Source organism: Bradyrhizobium sp. SEMIA (assembly GCF_014844175.1).
GTDB classification, from domain to species: domain Bacteria; phylum Pseudomonadota; class Alphaproteobacteria; order Rhizobiales; family Xanthobacteraceae; genus Bradyrhizobium; species Bradyrhizobium arachidis.
Genome location: NZ_CP046601.1, coordinates 9,092,449 through 9,107,362 on the forward strand (window position 1 = coordinate 9,092,449; position 14,914 = coordinate 9,107,362).

General features: G+C 60.1%; 16 protein-coding genes and 2 pseudogenes. 7 read left to right on the forward strand and 11 right to left on the reverse strand.

From position 1 onward, the window contains the following. Window positions 1-36: 36 nt before the first annotated feature. The 6 genes from FOM02_RS43445 to coxB all read right to left on the reverse strand — a co-directional run bounded on the left by FOM02_RS43445 (window position 37) and on the right by coxB (window position 5,722). Complete coding sequence (locus tag FOM02_RS43445; RefSeq protein ID WP_265441120.1) at window positions 37-828, reverse strand: heme-binding protein; 792 nt, start codon at window positions 826-828, stop codon at window positions 37-39. 77 nt (window positions 829-905) lie between these two features. Further along, a complete protein-coding gene (locus tag FOM02_RS43450; protein WP_265441121.1) occupies window positions 906-1,826 on the reverse strand; it encodes a cytochrome c oxidase assembly protein in 921 nt (306 codons plus the stop codon). Then, window positions 1,814-2,167 carry a hypothetical protein gene (locus FOM02_RS43455; protein WP_265441122.1) on the reverse strand — a complete coding sequence of 118 codons (354 nt, stop codon included), beginning with the start codon at window positions 2,165-2,167 and terminating at the stop codon, window positions 1,814-1,816. The genes FOM02_RS43450 and FOM02_RS43455 overlap by 13 nt, the downstream gene beginning before the upstream one ends. After that, window positions 2,164-2,763 (reverse strand): cytochrome c oxidase subunit 3, encoded by a 600-nt coding sequence (locus FOM02_RS43460; protein ID WP_027561294.1) that lies wholly within the window; start codon window positions 2,761-2,763, stop codon window positions 2,164-2,166. The genes FOM02_RS43455 and FOM02_RS43460 overlap by 4 nt, the downstream gene beginning before the upstream one ends. Next, entirely contained in the window at window positions 2,760-4,667 is a 1,908-nt protein-coding gene (gene ctaD / locus FOM02_RS43465; RefSeq protein WP_035730388.1) for a cytochrome c oxidase subunit I, read from the reverse strand. The genes FOM02_RS43460 and ctaD overlap by 4 nt, the downstream gene beginning before the upstream one ends. Window positions 4,668-4,669: 2 nt before the next feature. Continuing rightward, on the reverse strand, window positions 4,670-5,722 hold the full coding sequence (gene coxB / locus FOM02_RS43470) for a cytochrome c oxidase subunit II (RefSeq protein WP_265441123.1): 1,053 nt from the start codon (window positions 5,720-5,722) through the stop codon (window positions 4,670-4,672). Between the two features lie 340 nt (window positions 5,723-6,062). Here coxB and FOM02_RS43475 point away from each other — a divergent pair, with 340 nt between their 5' ends. From FOM02_RS43475 to FOM02_RS43485, 3 genes are all read left to right on the forward strand, one after another. Then, window positions 6,063-6,557, forward strand: a complete 495-nt coding sequence (locus tag FOM02_RS43475) for a hypothetical protein (protein WP_156950897.1) — start codon at window positions 6,063-6,065, stop codon at window positions 6,555-6,557. Window positions 6,558-6,823: 266 nt separating this feature from the next. Further along, window positions 6,824-7,156 carry a metallophosphoesterase family protein gene (locus FOM02_RS43480; RefSeq protein WP_322596936.1) on the forward strand — a complete coding sequence of 111 codons (333 nt, stop codon included), beginning with the start codon at window positions 6,824-6,826 and terminating at the stop codon, window positions 7,154-7,156. A 139-nt stretch (window positions 7,157-7,295) separates the two neighbouring features. Continuing rightward, window positions 7,296-8,153, forward strand: coding sequence for a glucose 1-dehydrogenase (locus tag FOM02_RS43485; protein ID WP_027561288.1), 858 nt, complete (start codon window positions 7,296-7,298; stop codon window positions 8,151-8,153). A 627-nt stretch (window positions 8,154-8,780) separates the two neighbouring features. On the opposite strand, the pseudogene FOM02_RS47440 reads toward FOM02_RS43485, so the two are convergent. From FOM02_RS47440 to FOM02_RS43500, 3 genes and pseudogenes are all read right to left on the reverse strand, one after another. Further along, window positions 8,781-8,840, reverse strand: a pseudogene (locus tag FOM02_RS47440) (MBL fold metallo-hydrolase); the annotation flags it as partial. A gap of 599 nt (window positions 8,841-9,439) precedes the next feature. Beyond that, window positions 9,440-10,195, reverse strand: coding sequence for a ThuA domain-containing protein (locus FOM02_RS43495; RefSeq protein ID WP_265441124.1), 756 nt, complete (start codon window positions 10,193-10,195; stop codon window positions 9,440-9,442). A gap of 625 nt (window positions 10,196-10,820) precedes the next feature. Beyond that, a pseudogene (locus FOM02_RS43500) lies at window positions 10,821-11,180 on the reverse strand (hypothetical protein). 255 nt (window positions 11,181-11,435) lie between these two features. Between FOM02_RS43500 and FOM02_RS43505 the strand changes: the two are divergent. The 3 genes from FOM02_RS43505 to FOM02_RS43515 all read left to right on the forward strand — a co-directional run bounded on the left by FOM02_RS43505 (window position 11,436) and on the right by FOM02_RS43515 (window position 12,430). Continuing rightward, the gene (locus FOM02_RS43505; protein WP_027561285.1) at window positions 11,436-11,657 is read left to right on the forward strand and encodes a hypothetical protein; all 222 of its coding nucleotides are present in this window, start codon (window positions 11,436-11,438) and stop codon (window positions 11,655-11,657) included. A gap of 7 nt (window positions 11,658-11,664) precedes the next feature. Then, window positions 11,665-12,123 (forward strand): hypothetical protein, encoded by a 459-nt coding sequence (locus FOM02_RS43510; protein WP_051378238.1) that lies wholly within the window; start codon window positions 11,665-11,667, stop codon window positions 12,121-12,123. A gap of 82 nt (window positions 12,124-12,205) precedes the next feature. After that, entirely contained in the window at window positions 12,206-12,430 is a 225-nt protein-coding gene (locus tag FOM02_RS43515) for a hypothetical protein (RefSeq protein WP_265441125.1), read from the forward strand. An 814-nt stretch (window positions 12,431-13,244) separates the two neighbouring features. Here the strand turns inward: FOM02_RS43515 and FOM02_RS43520 are convergent. Next, the gene (locus tag FOM02_RS43520; RefSeq protein ID WP_231164203.1) at window positions 13,245-13,415 is read right to left on the reverse strand and encodes a DUF6894 family protein; all 171 of its coding nucleotides are present in this window, start codon (window positions 13,413-13,415) and stop codon (window positions 13,245-13,247) included. 392 nt (window positions 13,416-13,807) lie between these two features. After that, window positions 13,808-14,050 (reverse strand): hypothetical protein, encoded by a 243-nt coding sequence (locus tag FOM02_RS43525; protein WP_265441126.1) that lies wholly within the window; start codon window positions 14,048-14,050, stop codon window positions 13,808-13,810. A 301-nt stretch (window positions 14,051-14,351) separates the two neighbouring features. Here FOM02_RS43525 and FOM02_RS43530 point away from each other — a divergent pair, with 301 nt between their 5' ends. Then, entirely contained in the window at window positions 14,352-14,621 is a 270-nt protein-coding gene (locus FOM02_RS43530; RefSeq protein ID WP_265441127.1) for a DUF3551 domain-containing protein, read from the forward strand. The last annotated feature ends 293 nt before the right edge of the window (window positions 14,622-14,914 follow it).

The following is a 14,914-nucleotide window of genomic DNA, read 5'->3' on the forward strand; positions in this document are numbered from 1 at the left end:
GTGCTTGGTTCCTAACGCTGCTTGGGAGCGTCTGTGCTACCGCACGACGTTGCCTGAGACAGCAGCGCCAAGATCGACTCCGATCTGATCTTCTTTGCCATTGCACTTGGGATGACCAAATCCGGATGGGCTTTTGCCGTCGGGGCCCATGTCATAGATGATCGCATCCTTCATGTTTGGGCTGACCCCCGCCGGCACACGATCAAGTCCGAGCTGGTGTCGGACCCGCCAGGCGACATTGTGATCGGCGCAAGAGCTGTCGCCGCTGACACCCAGCGCGCCGGCGATGCCCTTGTCGTCATAGAGCGCAAGCCCGCCGCCGAAGACGATCACTCCGCCGACGGGCTTGCCGACCATGGGATCATGATCGGTCCCAAATTGGTCCGGCGTGCCAGCATAGATCGCTTCAGGGGATGGTGGATTACTCAACCCCGCGCCGAACAGGAATCCACCGGGCTGGGCGCCGGCATAGAGGTTGGCTGTCGCCATCGCCGTGCTTTTCAAGCTGAAGGCGTTGGCCGTGTTTGCCTTTTCGGCCGCGATTGCTCGGCTGCCGAGCCATTGATCGTCGACCTTGCCGCCGCTAAAGGCGACGGCGCAGACGATGCCCTGTCGGTTCACGACCGCAGCCCATTCGTTGTTGTCGAGGCCGCCATTAGTGGGGCTGCCGCCAGGCTTCACGCTCTTTCGAAGAGTATTTGCGAGATGGTCATGGTCAATGGGGCAGGGCGCTGCCGCTTGGGGCTGATCCTGCGCGAACGCGGTGGCCGAAATCGAACATGTTGCCGCCATGACGGCTGCTATTGCCAGAGCAGAATGTTTAGCCATAGGCGCTCCGCAGAAGTTGTTTATAGCAGGCGAACGTCGGTTGCATCACGCGGTTCCTATGAAGAGGCCGAGCTAGATCAATCGGCCCGGATGGGACGCAAGCGGGAATGCTCCTCCATCGCGGTCAACCAGCGATAGGCGAAGAATAGCGCCGCGCCGGTGTAGAGAATGCCCATGGGCATCCACATCAGCATGCCGGCGAGTTGCTGGTCCTCGAGCGGCGTCAGTCCGAATTCATCTGCAAAGACATCTTGGGATGGAATCCACAGGCGGGTCGACAGAGTGAGCAGCGCGCCGAGCACACCGGAGTGCATTACGGTGACGAACAGGCAGACAATTGCGATACCGTCACGAAGCCGTACGCTGCGACCGGCCCCGCGGCCATGCAGCAGCATCCACCAGAACAACAATGCGGTTGCAAAGAAGCTGATGTGCTGCAGGCGGTGGATGCCGGTGTTTTGCAGGGCCCAGGCATAGAGTGGCGGCGCATGCCAGATCCACAGCGCGAGACCGTGGAGAGCCGTCGCGCTGATAGGGTGGCTGATCAGCGCCCATGGCCGTGCCACGATCGGCAGGTTCAAGCATCGACCTGCCGCGGGACGAAGCGCAGCCGGCAAGCTCCACATCATCGGCCCATTGATGCGGGCAAAGGCCATCAAAGGCGCGCCCACGACCATGAGCAGCTCGTGCTCGACCATGTGGGCGGTGAACAGGCGCTCGCCGAGCCAATGCAGGGGCGAGGTCAGCGCGAGTGCCACGATCAGCCATCCCGTCCAGAATGCAGCGACCTGGGCGAAGCTGACACCGCGTCCGCCGCCGGCATGGTGCCAGAGCCGCTGCGTTCCCCCGTAGAAGCCGATGCCGACGACGTAGAGCGGACTTAAAAGCCAGGGATCGAAGCTCCATAACGATCCCGGATCGACCTGCGAGATGCCATGGGCCATCGCCGGCCGTACAAGCAGGGCGAGAAGAAGCGCGAGCAGGCTCAGCGCAGGCATGGGCTGATCATCAACGAAGCCGCAAGCTGGTTTGCGATCACGAGCGCGAACAGGACGCCGCTGCCGACTCCTAGCCACGCCATGAACGTCCGGGGACCCCCGCCCTGCGCATCGGCCCATTCGGCGCCGGCGCCGCGACGAACGGCGCGTGCGGATATCGCGGTGCCGACGAGGGCGACGATAGCCAGTGCCGCCCCCATGATAGTGCCACTCACGCGCGTCGTCTCGCAGGAGAAGTGCGCGAACGCGTAGACGCCTTGCAGGTTAATCCCCCAGGCAAGCGGACCGAGCGCGACCCCGGCCCAGTAGAGCAGTCTTGTATGGGTATCGTTGGCCGTCATAGGCGCGGCACCCAGTCGAGCAAAGCGTAAAGCGGCAGCCAGGCCAGCACGACAAAATTCCAGTAGAATACGTTGTCGGTGACGTCGCTGAACCGGCGCGGCCTGGCGTGACGGGTGAACATCAGCACCGTCAACACCACCGTGTCGCCGAGATCGGTGGCGAGATGCGTCGTATGGAGTCCGAGGATGAGCCAGACGATCGATCCGTAGGCAGAGTTGTCCCAACGCGTGTTGAGATGCGCGAATTCAAAGCCGCGGAGGACCAGCAGAACGATGCCGATCAGCGACATCACAATGAGGCCAATGCGCACTTTCGTGAGGTCCTGCCGGTGCGCAACGCGATTGGTCATCTCGTTCGGGATGATGCTCAACAGGTAAATTGCGACCTCGACCGTGCCCGGCCAAAGATCCGGAGGCGCGGCACCGATCGGCCAATCGGAATTTACGGCATAGAGATAAAGGTATGTACCGATCGCAATGGCGAATCCCATACCCTCAAGCGCCATGAAACCCATGGCGCCCCACCATGGGCCACTTTTCGGGCCGTAGCCATAGGTTGGCAGTTCGGCGACGTTGCGGACGATGGTTTGTCTCACTCCTCGTCCTCCTTGCTGCCGGTCGGCCAGAACCAGCCGATCAGAGCGACGGCCATCGGAGGGGTGCCCCAGAGCACAGCCCAAGGTGTGAAGATCGAACCGATAAAGAAAATGGTTGTCGCAATCGCCGTGATGAGCGGCCAAACACTCGACTCAGGCGAAGCCTCGCGGGTCTGAGGGTCGGCCTCCGCGAGCGATGTCAACAAGACTTCGCGTCGCTCGACGCTGAGCCCGGCGACGACGGGAAGACTGTCGCTGTCGAACCATAGGGGATCGCGGTGCTTGACGACGGGAATACGATCGAAATTGTGCGGCGGTGGAGGTGAGGAGGTCGCCCATTCCAGCGTCGAAGCGTCCCAGGGGTTATCGCCCGCAAGGGCGCCGCTGCGAAGGCTGGAGATCACGTTGACGAGCAGCAGCGCAAAGCTGATCGCGAAAATCACGGCGCCGCCGCTGGACAGAAGATTCAGATGGGCCCAGTCCATGTCGGCAGTATAGGTATAAACACGTCGCGGCATTCCGATCAGCCCGAGGATGTGCATCGGAAAGAACGCGACATTGAAGCCAACAAAGGCGAACCAGAAATTCCAGCGGCCGAGCCGCTCGCTCATCATACGGCCGGCGATTTTCGGGAACCAGTAATAGACGGCTCCGATGAGAGGGAAGACCGCGCCCCCGATCAGAACATAATGGAAGTGCGCGACCACGAAATAGGTGTCGTGCACCTGGGTATCGATCGGCACCGATGCGACCATGACGCCGGACAGGCCACCTAGCACGAAGATCACCAGGAAGCCGAGCACGAACAATAGCGGCGTTCGGTAGACTGGGCGGCCGTCCCAAAGCGTCGCCAGCCAGCAGAAAATTTGCAGCCCGCTCGGCACCGCGATCAGCATGCTGGAGGCCGTGAACAGGCCGGCGCCGAGCTGCGGCAGGCCGGTCACGAACATATGGTGGACCCACAGACCGAACGAGAGAAATCCGGTCGCGATCAGTGAAAGAATGACGACGGGATAGCCGATCACGGGGCGCCGGCAGAACGTTCCGAGGATCGCCGAGACCATGCCCGTGCCGGGAATGAAGATGATGTAGACCTCGGGGTGACCGAAGAACCAGAACAGGTGCTGCCAGAGCAGCGGATGTCCGCCGGAGGAGGGGTCGTAGAAACGGGTATTGACGAGGCGATCAAGGATCAGCGACGTCGACGCGACCATGATCGATGGCATCGCGAACATCACTAGGAAGCTCGAGACGAGCATCGCCCAGACGAACAGCGGAATGCGATCGAGCGTCATACCGGGGGCGCGCAGCTTGAAGACGGTGACGACGATTTCCACGGAAACCGCCAGCGCCGCGACCTCTGTGAAAGTGATCATCTGCGCCCAGACATCGGGCCGTTTCGTCGGCGTGTATTGCAGGGACGAGAGCGGGACATAGGCAAACCAGCCGACATCCGGTCCGGTATTGACTAGGAAAGAGATCCAGAGGAAGCAGCCGCCGAAGAGATACATCCAGTAGCTGAAGGCGTTCAGGCGCGGAAAGGCGATGTTGCGCGTGCCCACCATGAGCGGCACGAGGTAAACAGCGAATGCCTCCATGACGGGCACGGCGAACAGGAACATCATCGTCGAGCCATGCATCGTGAAGATCTGGTTGTACTTGTCTGGTGACAGGAACGTTTGTTCCGGCCTCGCCAGCTGAATGCGCATCAACACTGCAAGGATGCCGCCGAGTGTCAGGAACGCGAATGCAGTCGCGATGTAGCGGCGACCTATGACTTTGTGGTCGACGGACATCAGCGCGCCGAGGAGTCCGGAAGGCGTACGCCAGACAGTTTCGAGCCGTGTCGACAGCTGCAAGCCGTTCAGCGCGTCGTCCCGCAATTCGCGTTCGTCAGCTGCCATGCTCACTTGAGCTGCTCCAGATAGTGCAGAATTGCGATGAGTTCGTCCGATTGCACCGGCATCTTCGGCATGAAATTGCCGGGCTTGATGTGCTGGGGATCGGCAATCCAGGCGCCGAGCGTCGCCGGCGCCATCGGCAGCGTCCCGGCCGCGACAGTCGTGCGACTACCGACATGTGTCAGATCGGGCCCCAGCTGCCCGCCGGCCAGCGTTCCGCGAATATTGTGGCAGAGTGCGCAGCCCCTCGCGCGGAATAGCTGCTCGCCCTGCTTGCCAAGCTGGTCCGCGGGACTATTGGCGCTCTGGTTTTCGTGATCCCGCCAGCGGCCGAATTCGTCCGGCGGCAATGCGAGCACGGCGAACGCCATATGGGCGTGCTGAAGTCCGCAGAACTCGGCGCACTGTCCGCGGTAGACGCCAGCATTTTTAGCCGTGAATTGAAGCTCGTTGGCCTGCCCGGTGACCAGGTCCATCTTCCCGGTCAGGCTCGGGACCCAGAAGCTATGGATCACATCGGCGGATTCCAGCTCCACTTTCACCGGCTGACCGGTGGGAATCCGGATCTCGTTGGCGGTCACGAAGCTCCGGTCGGGGCTATCACCTTCATAATGCACCTCCCACCACCATTGATGGCCGATGATCTTGAGTGTGAGGGCACTGTCGTCCTTGGCGAACACGGTGCGCTGACCGGCATAGCTGACGATCGAGAGCCCGAGCACGATCACGAGGGTCGCGAGTCCTAATCCCAGCACGACGCGACCAGTGGCTTGCTCGAACGGCAAGTGCAGCGCGAGCGGCCGTTCGGCGGCGCGCTTTCGACGCAACAGACCAATGCCGAGCACAATCACGACGGCGAGCCAGACGATTGCCGCGATCATCAGAAAGACGAAGAGGGTGCGAAGGATTTGATCGGACTGAATTCCATGGGGGTCGAGCGCGGACTGCCGCCCGGCGCAGGCAGCCAGCGGCAGTGTCACAAATGGCACCAGGGCCGTTCGCATTCGGACAGGCATCGATGTTCGCCGTGCTCCCCTGTGGGAGGCGGAACCGGTCAATCGTATGAAGGTTCCTATTCATGTGTGTGTGTCGGTTTGCTGAATTGGAGCCGCCAAGCTCGGGGACGTCGGCGAGCGCGGAGGCGCCTGGGCCGAGCTGCTTGTGACGCTGAAAGTGCAGTCCGCCTCAAGCACGACCGCGCCATCATTCTCAATGCAGTCAATGCCTTGATGTCGGATTGCAGCACGCACATCGGCCTCCGCCACGCGCTGGCGCCGCGTGGCGTCGTGCGCAAACTACCCGTTGTGAAGCAGAAGCGCGGTCTGCGGATTGACGACCACTCGCAAGCTGCTCCGGTGCGCCACTAAAAATGCGATGATGAATTGCAGCCCGATCGGGATGACGAACCCGACCAACGACTGCGCCACGCTGATACTGCCTGAGAGGACGCCATTGGCAAAATGCGGAGCCGAGCGCAACTGTGACCATCAGATCGAACGCAGACCATTTGGCGAGCGTTCGAGGACTGGCGATGCGGAGCAGGACAACCAGCGCTACGTAGGTAGCCGTCGTGCCGATGGCGGTCCGCAGGAGAGGCGCGCAACCTTTAAAGAATACCTGTCCAACATTGTCCATGTGACCGGACTAAAACGGCCAGCCCTTGGTGGTGACGACGATGGCCGCATCGGCTGCAGCCATCAGCAGCAGGACGATGACGACAGCAAGGATTGCGCCCGGCTGGGCGATCGCGCGAAGGTCTTCAAGCATCTGTTGAACTCACCATCGTGTTCGGCTCCATCACCTCACGACCGGCTTTTGCGGGTCGTCCCGGCGCTGGGCAGCTTCCGTATTCCGGTCGAGTTGGGCTCGCTCGCTGCGCCGCAAATGGCCTGATCGTCTGAGGCCGTACCAAATCGCGATGCCGAGGACGACGACGCCCAGCAACAGAAGATACCATGCTTTCACGGAAGTATCTCCCAAAAGCATTCCAACTCCAGTGTTGCCCATGTGCGTGCTCCTGCTAATAAGCAGGCAATGCGGGCCTTTTATTGTCGTTCCTAAAATGCGACCCCAACGAGTTCGTACTGGTCCGAGAGTGACATGGCTAGGATTGGAGTCATTTCCCATACGCACGGCCTGATGCGGCCAGAGGCGGAGCGTTGTCTGGCCGGCGTTGTGCACATCATCCCGCCGGCGATATAGGGGCTGTCGACATCATCGATCGGCTTCGCCGGATTGCGCCCGTCACCGCGATCCGTGGCAATGTCGATATCGGCGATTGGGCAAGCGTCTATCCCGCGACGCAAACAGTGCAGATCGGCCGGCACTGCTTCTACATCCTGCACGATGTGGCGGAGCTTGAGGATAGACTGGCCCCCAACAACGTTGATGCGGTGATCTATGGCCACTCGCACAAGGTGAGCGTCAAGACGATGGCGTCCTTTCTCTCAATCCAGGGAGCGTCGGCCCGCGGCGCTTCAAGCTGCCGGTGACACTCGCCACGGTCGATCTTGACTGAACGGGCCGCTACAGCCTGTCGTCCACGCTTTGAGCGGGCTGGTCCGGTGACGGATCCGCTAGGAACACTTCCGGTGGAGCACAGTTAGCGGAGCAGAGTTCCGGAGCTGCTCCATGACCGAATATCCCAAGCCGCCGTTTCCGAGTCAGCAACAGCCGATGCCTGGCTCGACCGGCGCGATGAATCCGCGGCCAGACCACGGCGAGGAGAGCTACAAGGGCTCGGGCCGCCTCGCCGGCAAGAAGGCGATCATCACCGGCGGCGATAGCGGCATTGGCCGTGCCGTTGCGATTGCTTACGCCCGGGAGGGAGCGGATCTCGTCATCGCCTACTTGAACGAGGACGATGATGCTGCCGAGGTCAAGGCGCTGATTGAGCGTGAAGGCCACAAGGTCGTCCTGATTGCCGGCGATATCAGTCGTCCCGATCATTGTCTTGCCGTCGTGCAACGCGCTGTCGATGAACTCGGCGGGATCGACATTCTGGTCAACAATGCGGCTCACCAGGCGATGTTCGAGGACATTGCCGACATCAGCGACGAGGAGTGGCAGATGACGTTCGCGGTGAACATCCATGCGATGTTCTACTTGGCCAAGGCGGCTGTGCCGCACATGCGGCCGGGAGCTGCAATCGTGAACACCGCCTCGGTGAACTCCGACACGCCGAACCCGAGCTTGCTCGCCTACGCCACCACCAAGGGCGCCATCCAGAACTTCACGGGCGGGCTCGCGCAGATGCTGGCTGCGAAAGGCATTCGCGTCAATGCGGTGGCGCCCGGTCCGATCTGGACGCCGCTCATTCCGTCGACGATGCCGGAGGAATCTGTGAAGAACTTCGGCAAGCAAGTGCCGATGCAGCGCGCCGGCCAACCGGCCGAGCTTGCGACGGCATACGTCATGCTCGCGGATCCGCTCTCGAGCTATACCTCGGGTGCAACTTTGGCAGTTACTGGAGGCAAGCCCTTCATTTGAGCGGCCGACCTTGAGCGCCGCTCCTTCACAGCGTGATAACGTAGACCGCGAACGCGAGAACGATCGCGAGGCTGACTACCACAACGCTTAAGACGAGTTTCCCCATACGACGCCAATTTGGAAATAATGGTGCTGCCCCGTTGAGGTTCCATGAGGGCCGCGCTCAATCTGAGAGCTGCGTTGCCTGTGAAAATACGTACGATGCCAAGGAGACCAACCGGTGGACGTGGCAGACGCCTCAGCGATGACCGAAGCATTCGGCCTCGAGAATGATTATAGCCGCGGACAAGGCCTCATCTCATGGCGCAGGGGCGGGTGAGCCGTCGTTCGACGCGCGATCGGCTACGGCGCGCCTGTCCGACGAGTGCGCCGGATCACAGCGGCGGCGCCGCTCCGATTACTCGCCGTGGCGTTCCTGCTCGGAGTGCTCGTCGCATGGCGCCGTCGGGGAGCGCCCTATGAAACGATCGGGGCTATGCAGATGGCATGGTGCGCAAGCTCCACAAGCCTCCCTCGGCTTCTACGATCTGGCCATTGCTGCGCCACCGATGAAAGCGGCGCTGGAAGCGTGGGGCGCCGGAAGCGAAATGCCCTCGAGATAATAATGTTCGGCCGATAGACCGGCACGTCCCATTCGCCGGCCAAGGTCTTGAGCGCACCGACATGGTCGAAATGAGCATGCGTCATGATGATGGCGACCGGCAGACCGTTGCCGCCGAACCGTGCACGCGCCGCCCCGAGCAAAGGATACCAACCCCAACAGCCATCGAGCGACCGCGGGGTGCTCCCAGTACACCTCAATGTTCGATACAAAATATGGGGCAAGAATCAAATTGATCGGCCCTTCGCCGAATACCTGGTAGGCGACGTGAACGTCGCCGCTCTTTGCGTAGCGGGTGACCGGCTGTATGGAAGACCTCCCCGGTTTCGTTCGTCGCAATCCATTCAGAGGGTAGCAGCAAGACGGATACAGGCAAAGGTAGAATGTCTCCTCTTGACCCATTCGTGAAGTTGCGCCTCGTCTGGCGTAGGTCCGCTAATTGCGCCGAGCGGATCAGATTTGCTCAACCTGAGTTCTTCGCGTTGTGCCCCAATCCGAAGTGATATCCAGCACTGAGCGGGCGATGGCCTTGTTCTTGTCTTCCAATTCTTTGCAGCGTCGGGTACTTCCGAGAATAAGTCATGGCGGGCGACAGCCAGTCTCGATCCAGACGAGCGGCATTGTCGATAGCCGCCACAATATTTGCCTGTAGGAAAGGCGCAAGCGGCTTAGCAATCCGGTTGCACTAGGCCGACCTTCTCGTAGACCAGAGGATAGCCTTAGTGAGGATTTTCTGACAACGCGGGTCCTGCCAGACCGACGCCTCATGGCCAAGCGCCGAATAGAATACTCGCCCCTCGCCGTAAAATCGTTTCCAGGCGAGCGGCCAACCATAGAAGCGTTGATGCACACCGGCCTTATTGAGGTCCACCGAGCTTTGGTCGAGGCGCAGGAGCACGCGTGATCCACGATAGTCGAAGTCGCTAATCTGGTAGATTTCATCGTTCAACTGCAACGAATTCCCCAGAAACGCCACCAGTGGATCCGCAACATCAGCCACCTCGATGGTCACACCCTGATGCCAGGGATGACCGTTGAAGTAGCCGCCGATCAGATCGAGATAATCTGGCCAAGTGTAGAATGTGTCGGTGGCCGAGTGAACGCCGAGAAAGCCACGGCCCGAGCGCACAAAGTTGAGAAGTGCTATCTTTTGGGCGCAGCTCATCGGAATTTCTCCGCTGGTGTAGAACATCACAGCGGCGTACCGCTCGAGGTTTCCGGTCGAAAATTCAGACAAGTCTTCCGTTGCGATGACTTCAAAGGCACCGGAATTCCTTCCAAGCTGCGTCAGGATTGCTTCGGAAAGTGGTATCACGTCGTGCCGATAGCCGGCCGAGTATGTGAAATAGAGGACACGTTCTGGCGGGCGCTCTGCACGCGCGCCGAGCGGTCGGATTGCCGCCGCGCTGCTGACGAGTGCGATGAACTCGCGTCGCGTCACAATCCTCTCTCGATGCTTAACCGGCCAGAGCTTAGCACATATCACCGCGCCGCGCGCCCTGCGGCGCCGGCCTACGCTCGCGGGTTCAATTGATAGCCTCGACTTGACGATGTCGCTTGATGGCCCATCGCTTCCGTTGGTGCATCGCGGCGAGATGTCCGGAGTCGCGGGTAAACCGAAAGCGCCCGACTGCTGGTCAAAAGGACGCATCTGACCCTAACCGGAAATGGATGCAGCGCTCGTGCTCGAGATCTTCGTAGCTCGAAGCCCGAGGTTCCCCCTGGCTAAACACTGAGGTCGTCGATCGGGTGCCGGCGGGCACAGTTCGTCGTGTTGTGCGACTAATTGCATCACGCTCACCCACGACAGCGAGTGGCGGATCACTCTTGCTGTCCGCCTCGACAGCTCTCACGCACTAGCCGTGCAACTCGGCGAGGACCATCCCATACTTCAACAGCAGGATGAGCCTCTAAGAACTTTTTGGCTTGAGCTTCGGCGTCGTCGTCGGTTGAGCAATTGATCTCGTAAACCGCGCGAGCAACACCCGACAAATCAACCGCGTACGCAACGTATCGCATTGCAGTCCTCCAGATTGAGGATCTGCAGGCACGATTCATTTCCGGGCTTATGGTTCCCGTGCGGCGGTTGACGCGGCCAAGGCCACCAGATGGCTGCACTTTGGCCGTCCCTGGCGCTCGGAGCACTGCCGGAAGCGCATGTAGCGCTCCAGCTCGTAGACGTGAAGGTTTTCGGCCGCCGGACAATATCAAGCGGTACCGTCTGATGCGTGTCGCAGCCGAGGCACTTCACATCCAGATAGCGGTAACCTGCGTTTAGGGGCGTCTCCCAGGGTGGGGACGAGGGCTGGGCAGGGCCTCGAAACCCGAGCATGCGGGGATTCCAGCCCCTGACAGGCGAGGATTTCCGTGTTCTTGCGGGCGTCGCGGGCGCGTTCGGAAGAACACGGACTGTTGTCCCCCGACAGGTATTCGCGCGATTTCGTGCCCCTGGCCGATTGATTCCGCCAGAATGGTGCAGAAGCAAGCCGCTAGCCCTAGAGAGCCTTCAGCGAATAACGCCAGCTCTTGGTCAAGCCGTTGCGTGTGGCTCCACACGTGTCGGCGGAGACATCGCCGTATCGTCAAAGGCACGCGAGCTACGCCTCACAGCCGCAGTCGCGAATTTAGGAACGAGGGCTTGGCTTCCACATTCCTCTTTGATGACAATCGGGAGCCTCAGCATGGCAATGCAAATCGTGATGGACCACAGCGGCGATAGCAGGCACTTCTTCGACAACTGCAATACAGAAGCATTGGCAGAGGCGGAGAGGCGCTTTCTGCAATTTACTCTGAAAGGATATACTGCGGCAGTGCGGAATGGCCCGGGTGAGGTAACTAGGATAACGGCGTTCGATCCGACAGCCGAAGAGACATTATTCTTCCCGCGGCTCGTGGGCGGGTGATCACCAAGTGAAGAGAAAGGTTGATCGCATCGGCCCGTGGACTTTTCGAGGCGTCGCGGTTGGCAAGCTTTATCAAGCAGCTAAGGCCGAGAAAACGATTCAAGCTCGTGCGCTGCGGCTGCTGCGTTCTTGGCTTTCACCCGCGCAAAGGGCGGAGTTCGATAGCAAGGGATACTTCGATGTGGTAGGATGCGACAGTGGGAAGCGTTACCGCATCCGGCGGGGAACCTCCGGGAACGTCAACGAGATCGACGAGGACGGGCGGCTCGGCGCGGGCTGGTGTTTCGTCCCGCTGGGCGGCTTGGTAGAGGGCGACGTCATGCTCGCTCAAAAGATAGCTCTCGAGACAGACGAGGAGCGCACTTTAAGTGTCGCCAACAACTTCCCGGGACCGATCCGGTGGCGCCTACCCGGTAGCCGTCCATTAGAGAGGAGAGGTTCGAACGTACGTCTTTATCCAAGCTAAGAGCGCGGTCGGCATCATTAAACCTTCGCGCATTGTCCGCAGGGGACTCGCGCCTGGAGCTTTGATTGAATTCCTAGGATCCGTGCCAAAGGCCCAGAAGATCGACCCTAGCGAACGCGCGATAGAATACAGTTGCGCCTATTACACCTGCTCGCTTTGCGTGCCCATTCATGCCGACGAAGAAAAGCTCAAAACGCGCGACGGCCGGTCGATCGCCTCCACGGAGTCGAAGGAGCTGGCTGAACAAGTCGCGGCGCGGTTCAACGAACACGCTTACCAAGAAGAACAGGATCGCTGGTCGGCATAGCGTAGCCGTGCAATGTAGCGCGAGGTCACTTCGTACGAGCAACCCGGGCTCAGGGCGCCTCTAGCAAGTTAGAACATTGCCGTCCGGCCGGACGCGCCCAGACCGGCTTTGCGCATCGAGAGTGGCAAATGCCGTAAATCCGCCCAGGGCGAAGACGTCGAAAACGTGAAGCTGCACCTCCTAATTGCAGCGTATTGAAGAGAGAAACACCCAACGCCCAGCAAACCACAGCCTCCCCGCCAATGACAATGCTGCTTGCGCTTCTCCAGCGCGGCCTAGACGGTGAGAGACATTTGCGACTTCTTGCGAAGAAGCGGCCGCATGATCTACGGATGCCGGTGCGGTGAACCGATCTGGGACGACTGATGGCGGCAGTTTACCCATCACCGGCCAAGGCTCTGCCCGTAGGCGTCAGTGGCTGAGCGGACAGGCGCCTTGCCAATTTTTGCCCTGCTGATTCACAAAGGGCAAATGCAGCCGATAAATAAGGTGCTGCCTACTCGCCAGGGTGCAGTGAAGGACTTAGGGGGCCACGGTGAGTGAAAGAGGGCCGAGGGCGAGCAGGTTGTCGTTCGGATGGGAGGCACCGGTTGGATGGTTTACGATCGAGAGCGCAAGGGACCGGCGCTGATCGGAACTGAGTGGGCAGCCAATTTGACGAAGTAGCAGGCAGAGCGGGCATACCGCATTCTCTCCCGCTCACCTGGAGAGCTGGAAGGCCCGCCAACGTAGTGGCCATCCGTCGTGATTCCTCACTGCATCGGCTTTTCGGCATTGATATGCAGAACGAAAAGGACGTGCTGGAACTCGTCCGTCACTCCATCCGCCACTCCCGGCCTGGCTGCAATTTGCCGTCTAATACTTGGAGCGCCTGATCGGCCATGACCGTGGCCTCTTTCCAGGCCGCGTGCTTGTCAGGTAACTCCTCGCCTTCGTGATCGATATGCTTTTGCTCGTGTCTAACGTGAAAGAAATAGCGGGGCATGCGGAAATTCGGGCTAAACGCAAAGCTATCTTCCGCAACGCCGCTAAGCTTTTGTAAGTTCCGCCGAGCACGATCCCCAACAGTTTCGCGAGGCAGCGCTCGAGCTGCTCCATCGGGAAAGGCTTCTTGGGAAGTGGGCGTTCTCGAAACACTTCGGTACTCCGTTAGCTCCATAGCCGCTTGCGAAGGCGAGGGGGATCTTCAGCATCGACTGCATCTAATCCGAGCCTTGTGAGCGCTCCAGCCGGCTCAGTGGGCACCCCGGTGCGTTGAGCGAAGCTTGCCACGGTGAAGTCTAACTGAGTTGCTAGGATGTCAGCGGCGATTGGAAGCCCGGTCGCTAAATCTTCAAGTCTCAACTCCCGCCGGCTCACAAAGTCGGCGGAATTTTATTAACGGGCGCCTGCCCTGACGATTTTGGCTAGCCCGTCCTTGCTGGCAACACCGAAGTTGTCGCAGATGACGGCGAATTCATTTTTCGGCTTTGCATCTTCAAAGCAGAAGCGGGTACCAATTTCGGCACGGTCAGTCGACCAGCCCAGTTGACTTGCTATTGCAATGCGGGAGACCTCCCCTCGAAGCAAATCCATTTGTTTTCCAGCAGCACGCACAATCAAGCAGTGGTTGTTGGCCATCAGACCTCCAAGAAAAAATGGAAGTTGAAAGAGACGCAAAGGCCGCAGCCTGGGACAGACCGCGGCCCGCGCATCGTCAAAAAAACCGGGTGAAAACGATCGCGGATTGTCCCGGCGAAGTCTTGATAACCGAAATAAAAGCGCATGCCCGACCAACGCTGCTTTGGTCCGGGCGTTCCTAGCCAGCCCCGCGAGCGGACCCAAACGGGCAATCTCCCGCCGCGACCCGCTGTTGTTACTACTGGCGGGGCAGCAGGTGTCCAATTAACTTGCTCGCTCTGATTGATGGAGGAGTGTTCTGATGCGTGTCCCAGTCCTTGCAATTCTCGTGAGCGGCGCACTCTGCGCTGCCACATCCCTGCATGCGCAAACCTACGACCCCGCCTATCCGGTTTGCCTCCAAATCTTTACGGGCGGCTTCATGGATTACTACTTCGAGTGCGCGTACACCAACATGGCCCAGTGTCAGGCCTCTGCATCAGGCCGTGCGGCATCATGCGTGGTCAATCCTTACTACGCCGGGAAAGGCGGAAAGCCCGCAGTACGTCACAAGCGAACGCATCATCAGTAATCACCTTCGCCCCGCAACAACCGTGCGTAGGTTCCGCTCTCATGCAATTCGAACCTGGCCTTCTCGACGGCGTACTTGACGCCGGCGCCGAACTCCGGGCCGCCGGCTTTGAGCGTGTAGAGGAACGGGGCTCAAGAACGGACAAAAGATGGAATTCCCCGCTGATCCCAAAACGGGGCTCATAGTGAAAGAGAAGGTAGACAACTAAGGCCCATGAGCTGCGAGGCCAGTTCTGCTGGCGCCCCCCGCGGGCCGCCCTATCGATCGATCACCTTGAGGAACGGCGCCTCGTC

Bases quoted from the DNA above. Each gene is read 5' to 3' on its own strand.
- FOM02_RS43445 (WP_265441120.1), bottom strand. From the start codon at position 828: ATGGCTAAACATTCTGCTCTGGCAATAGCAGCCGTCATGGCGGCAACA.
- FOM02_RS43450 (WP_265441121.1), bottom strand. From the start codon at position 1,826: ATGCCTGCGCTGAGCCTGCTCGCGCTTCTTCTCGCCCTGCTTGTACGG.
- FOM02_RS43455 (WP_265441122.1), bottom strand. From the start codon at position 2,167: ATGACGGCCAACGATACCCATACAAGACTGCTCTACTGGGCCGGGGTC.
- ctaD (WP_035730388.1), bottom strand. From the start codon at position 4,667: ATGGCAGCTGACGAACGCGAATTGCGGGACGACGCGCTGAACGGCTTG.
- FOM02_RS43475 (WP_156950897.1), top strand. From the start codon at position 6,063: ATGACGAACCCGACCAACGACTGCGCCACGCTGATACTGCCTGAGAGG.
- FOM02_RS43485 (WP_027561288.1), top strand. From the start codon at position 7,296: ATGACCGAATATCCCAAGCCGCCGTTTCCGAGTCAGCAACAGCCGATG.
- FOM02_RS43505 (WP_027561285.1), top strand. From the start codon at position 11,436: ATGGCAATGCAAATCGTGATGGACCACAGCGGCGATAGCAGGCACTTC.
- FOM02_RS43520 (WP_231164203.1), bottom strand. From the start codon at position 13,415: ATGCCCCGCTATTTCTTTCACGTTAGACACGAGCAAAAGCATATCGAT.
- FOM02_RS43525 (WP_265441126.1), bottom strand. From the start codon at position 14,050: ATGGCCAACAACCACTGCTTGATTGTGCGTGCTGCTGGAAAACAAATG.
- FOM02_RS43530 (WP_265441127.1), top strand. From the start codon at position 14,352: ATGCGTGTCCCAGTCCTTGCAATTCTCGTGAGCGGCGCACTCTGCGCT.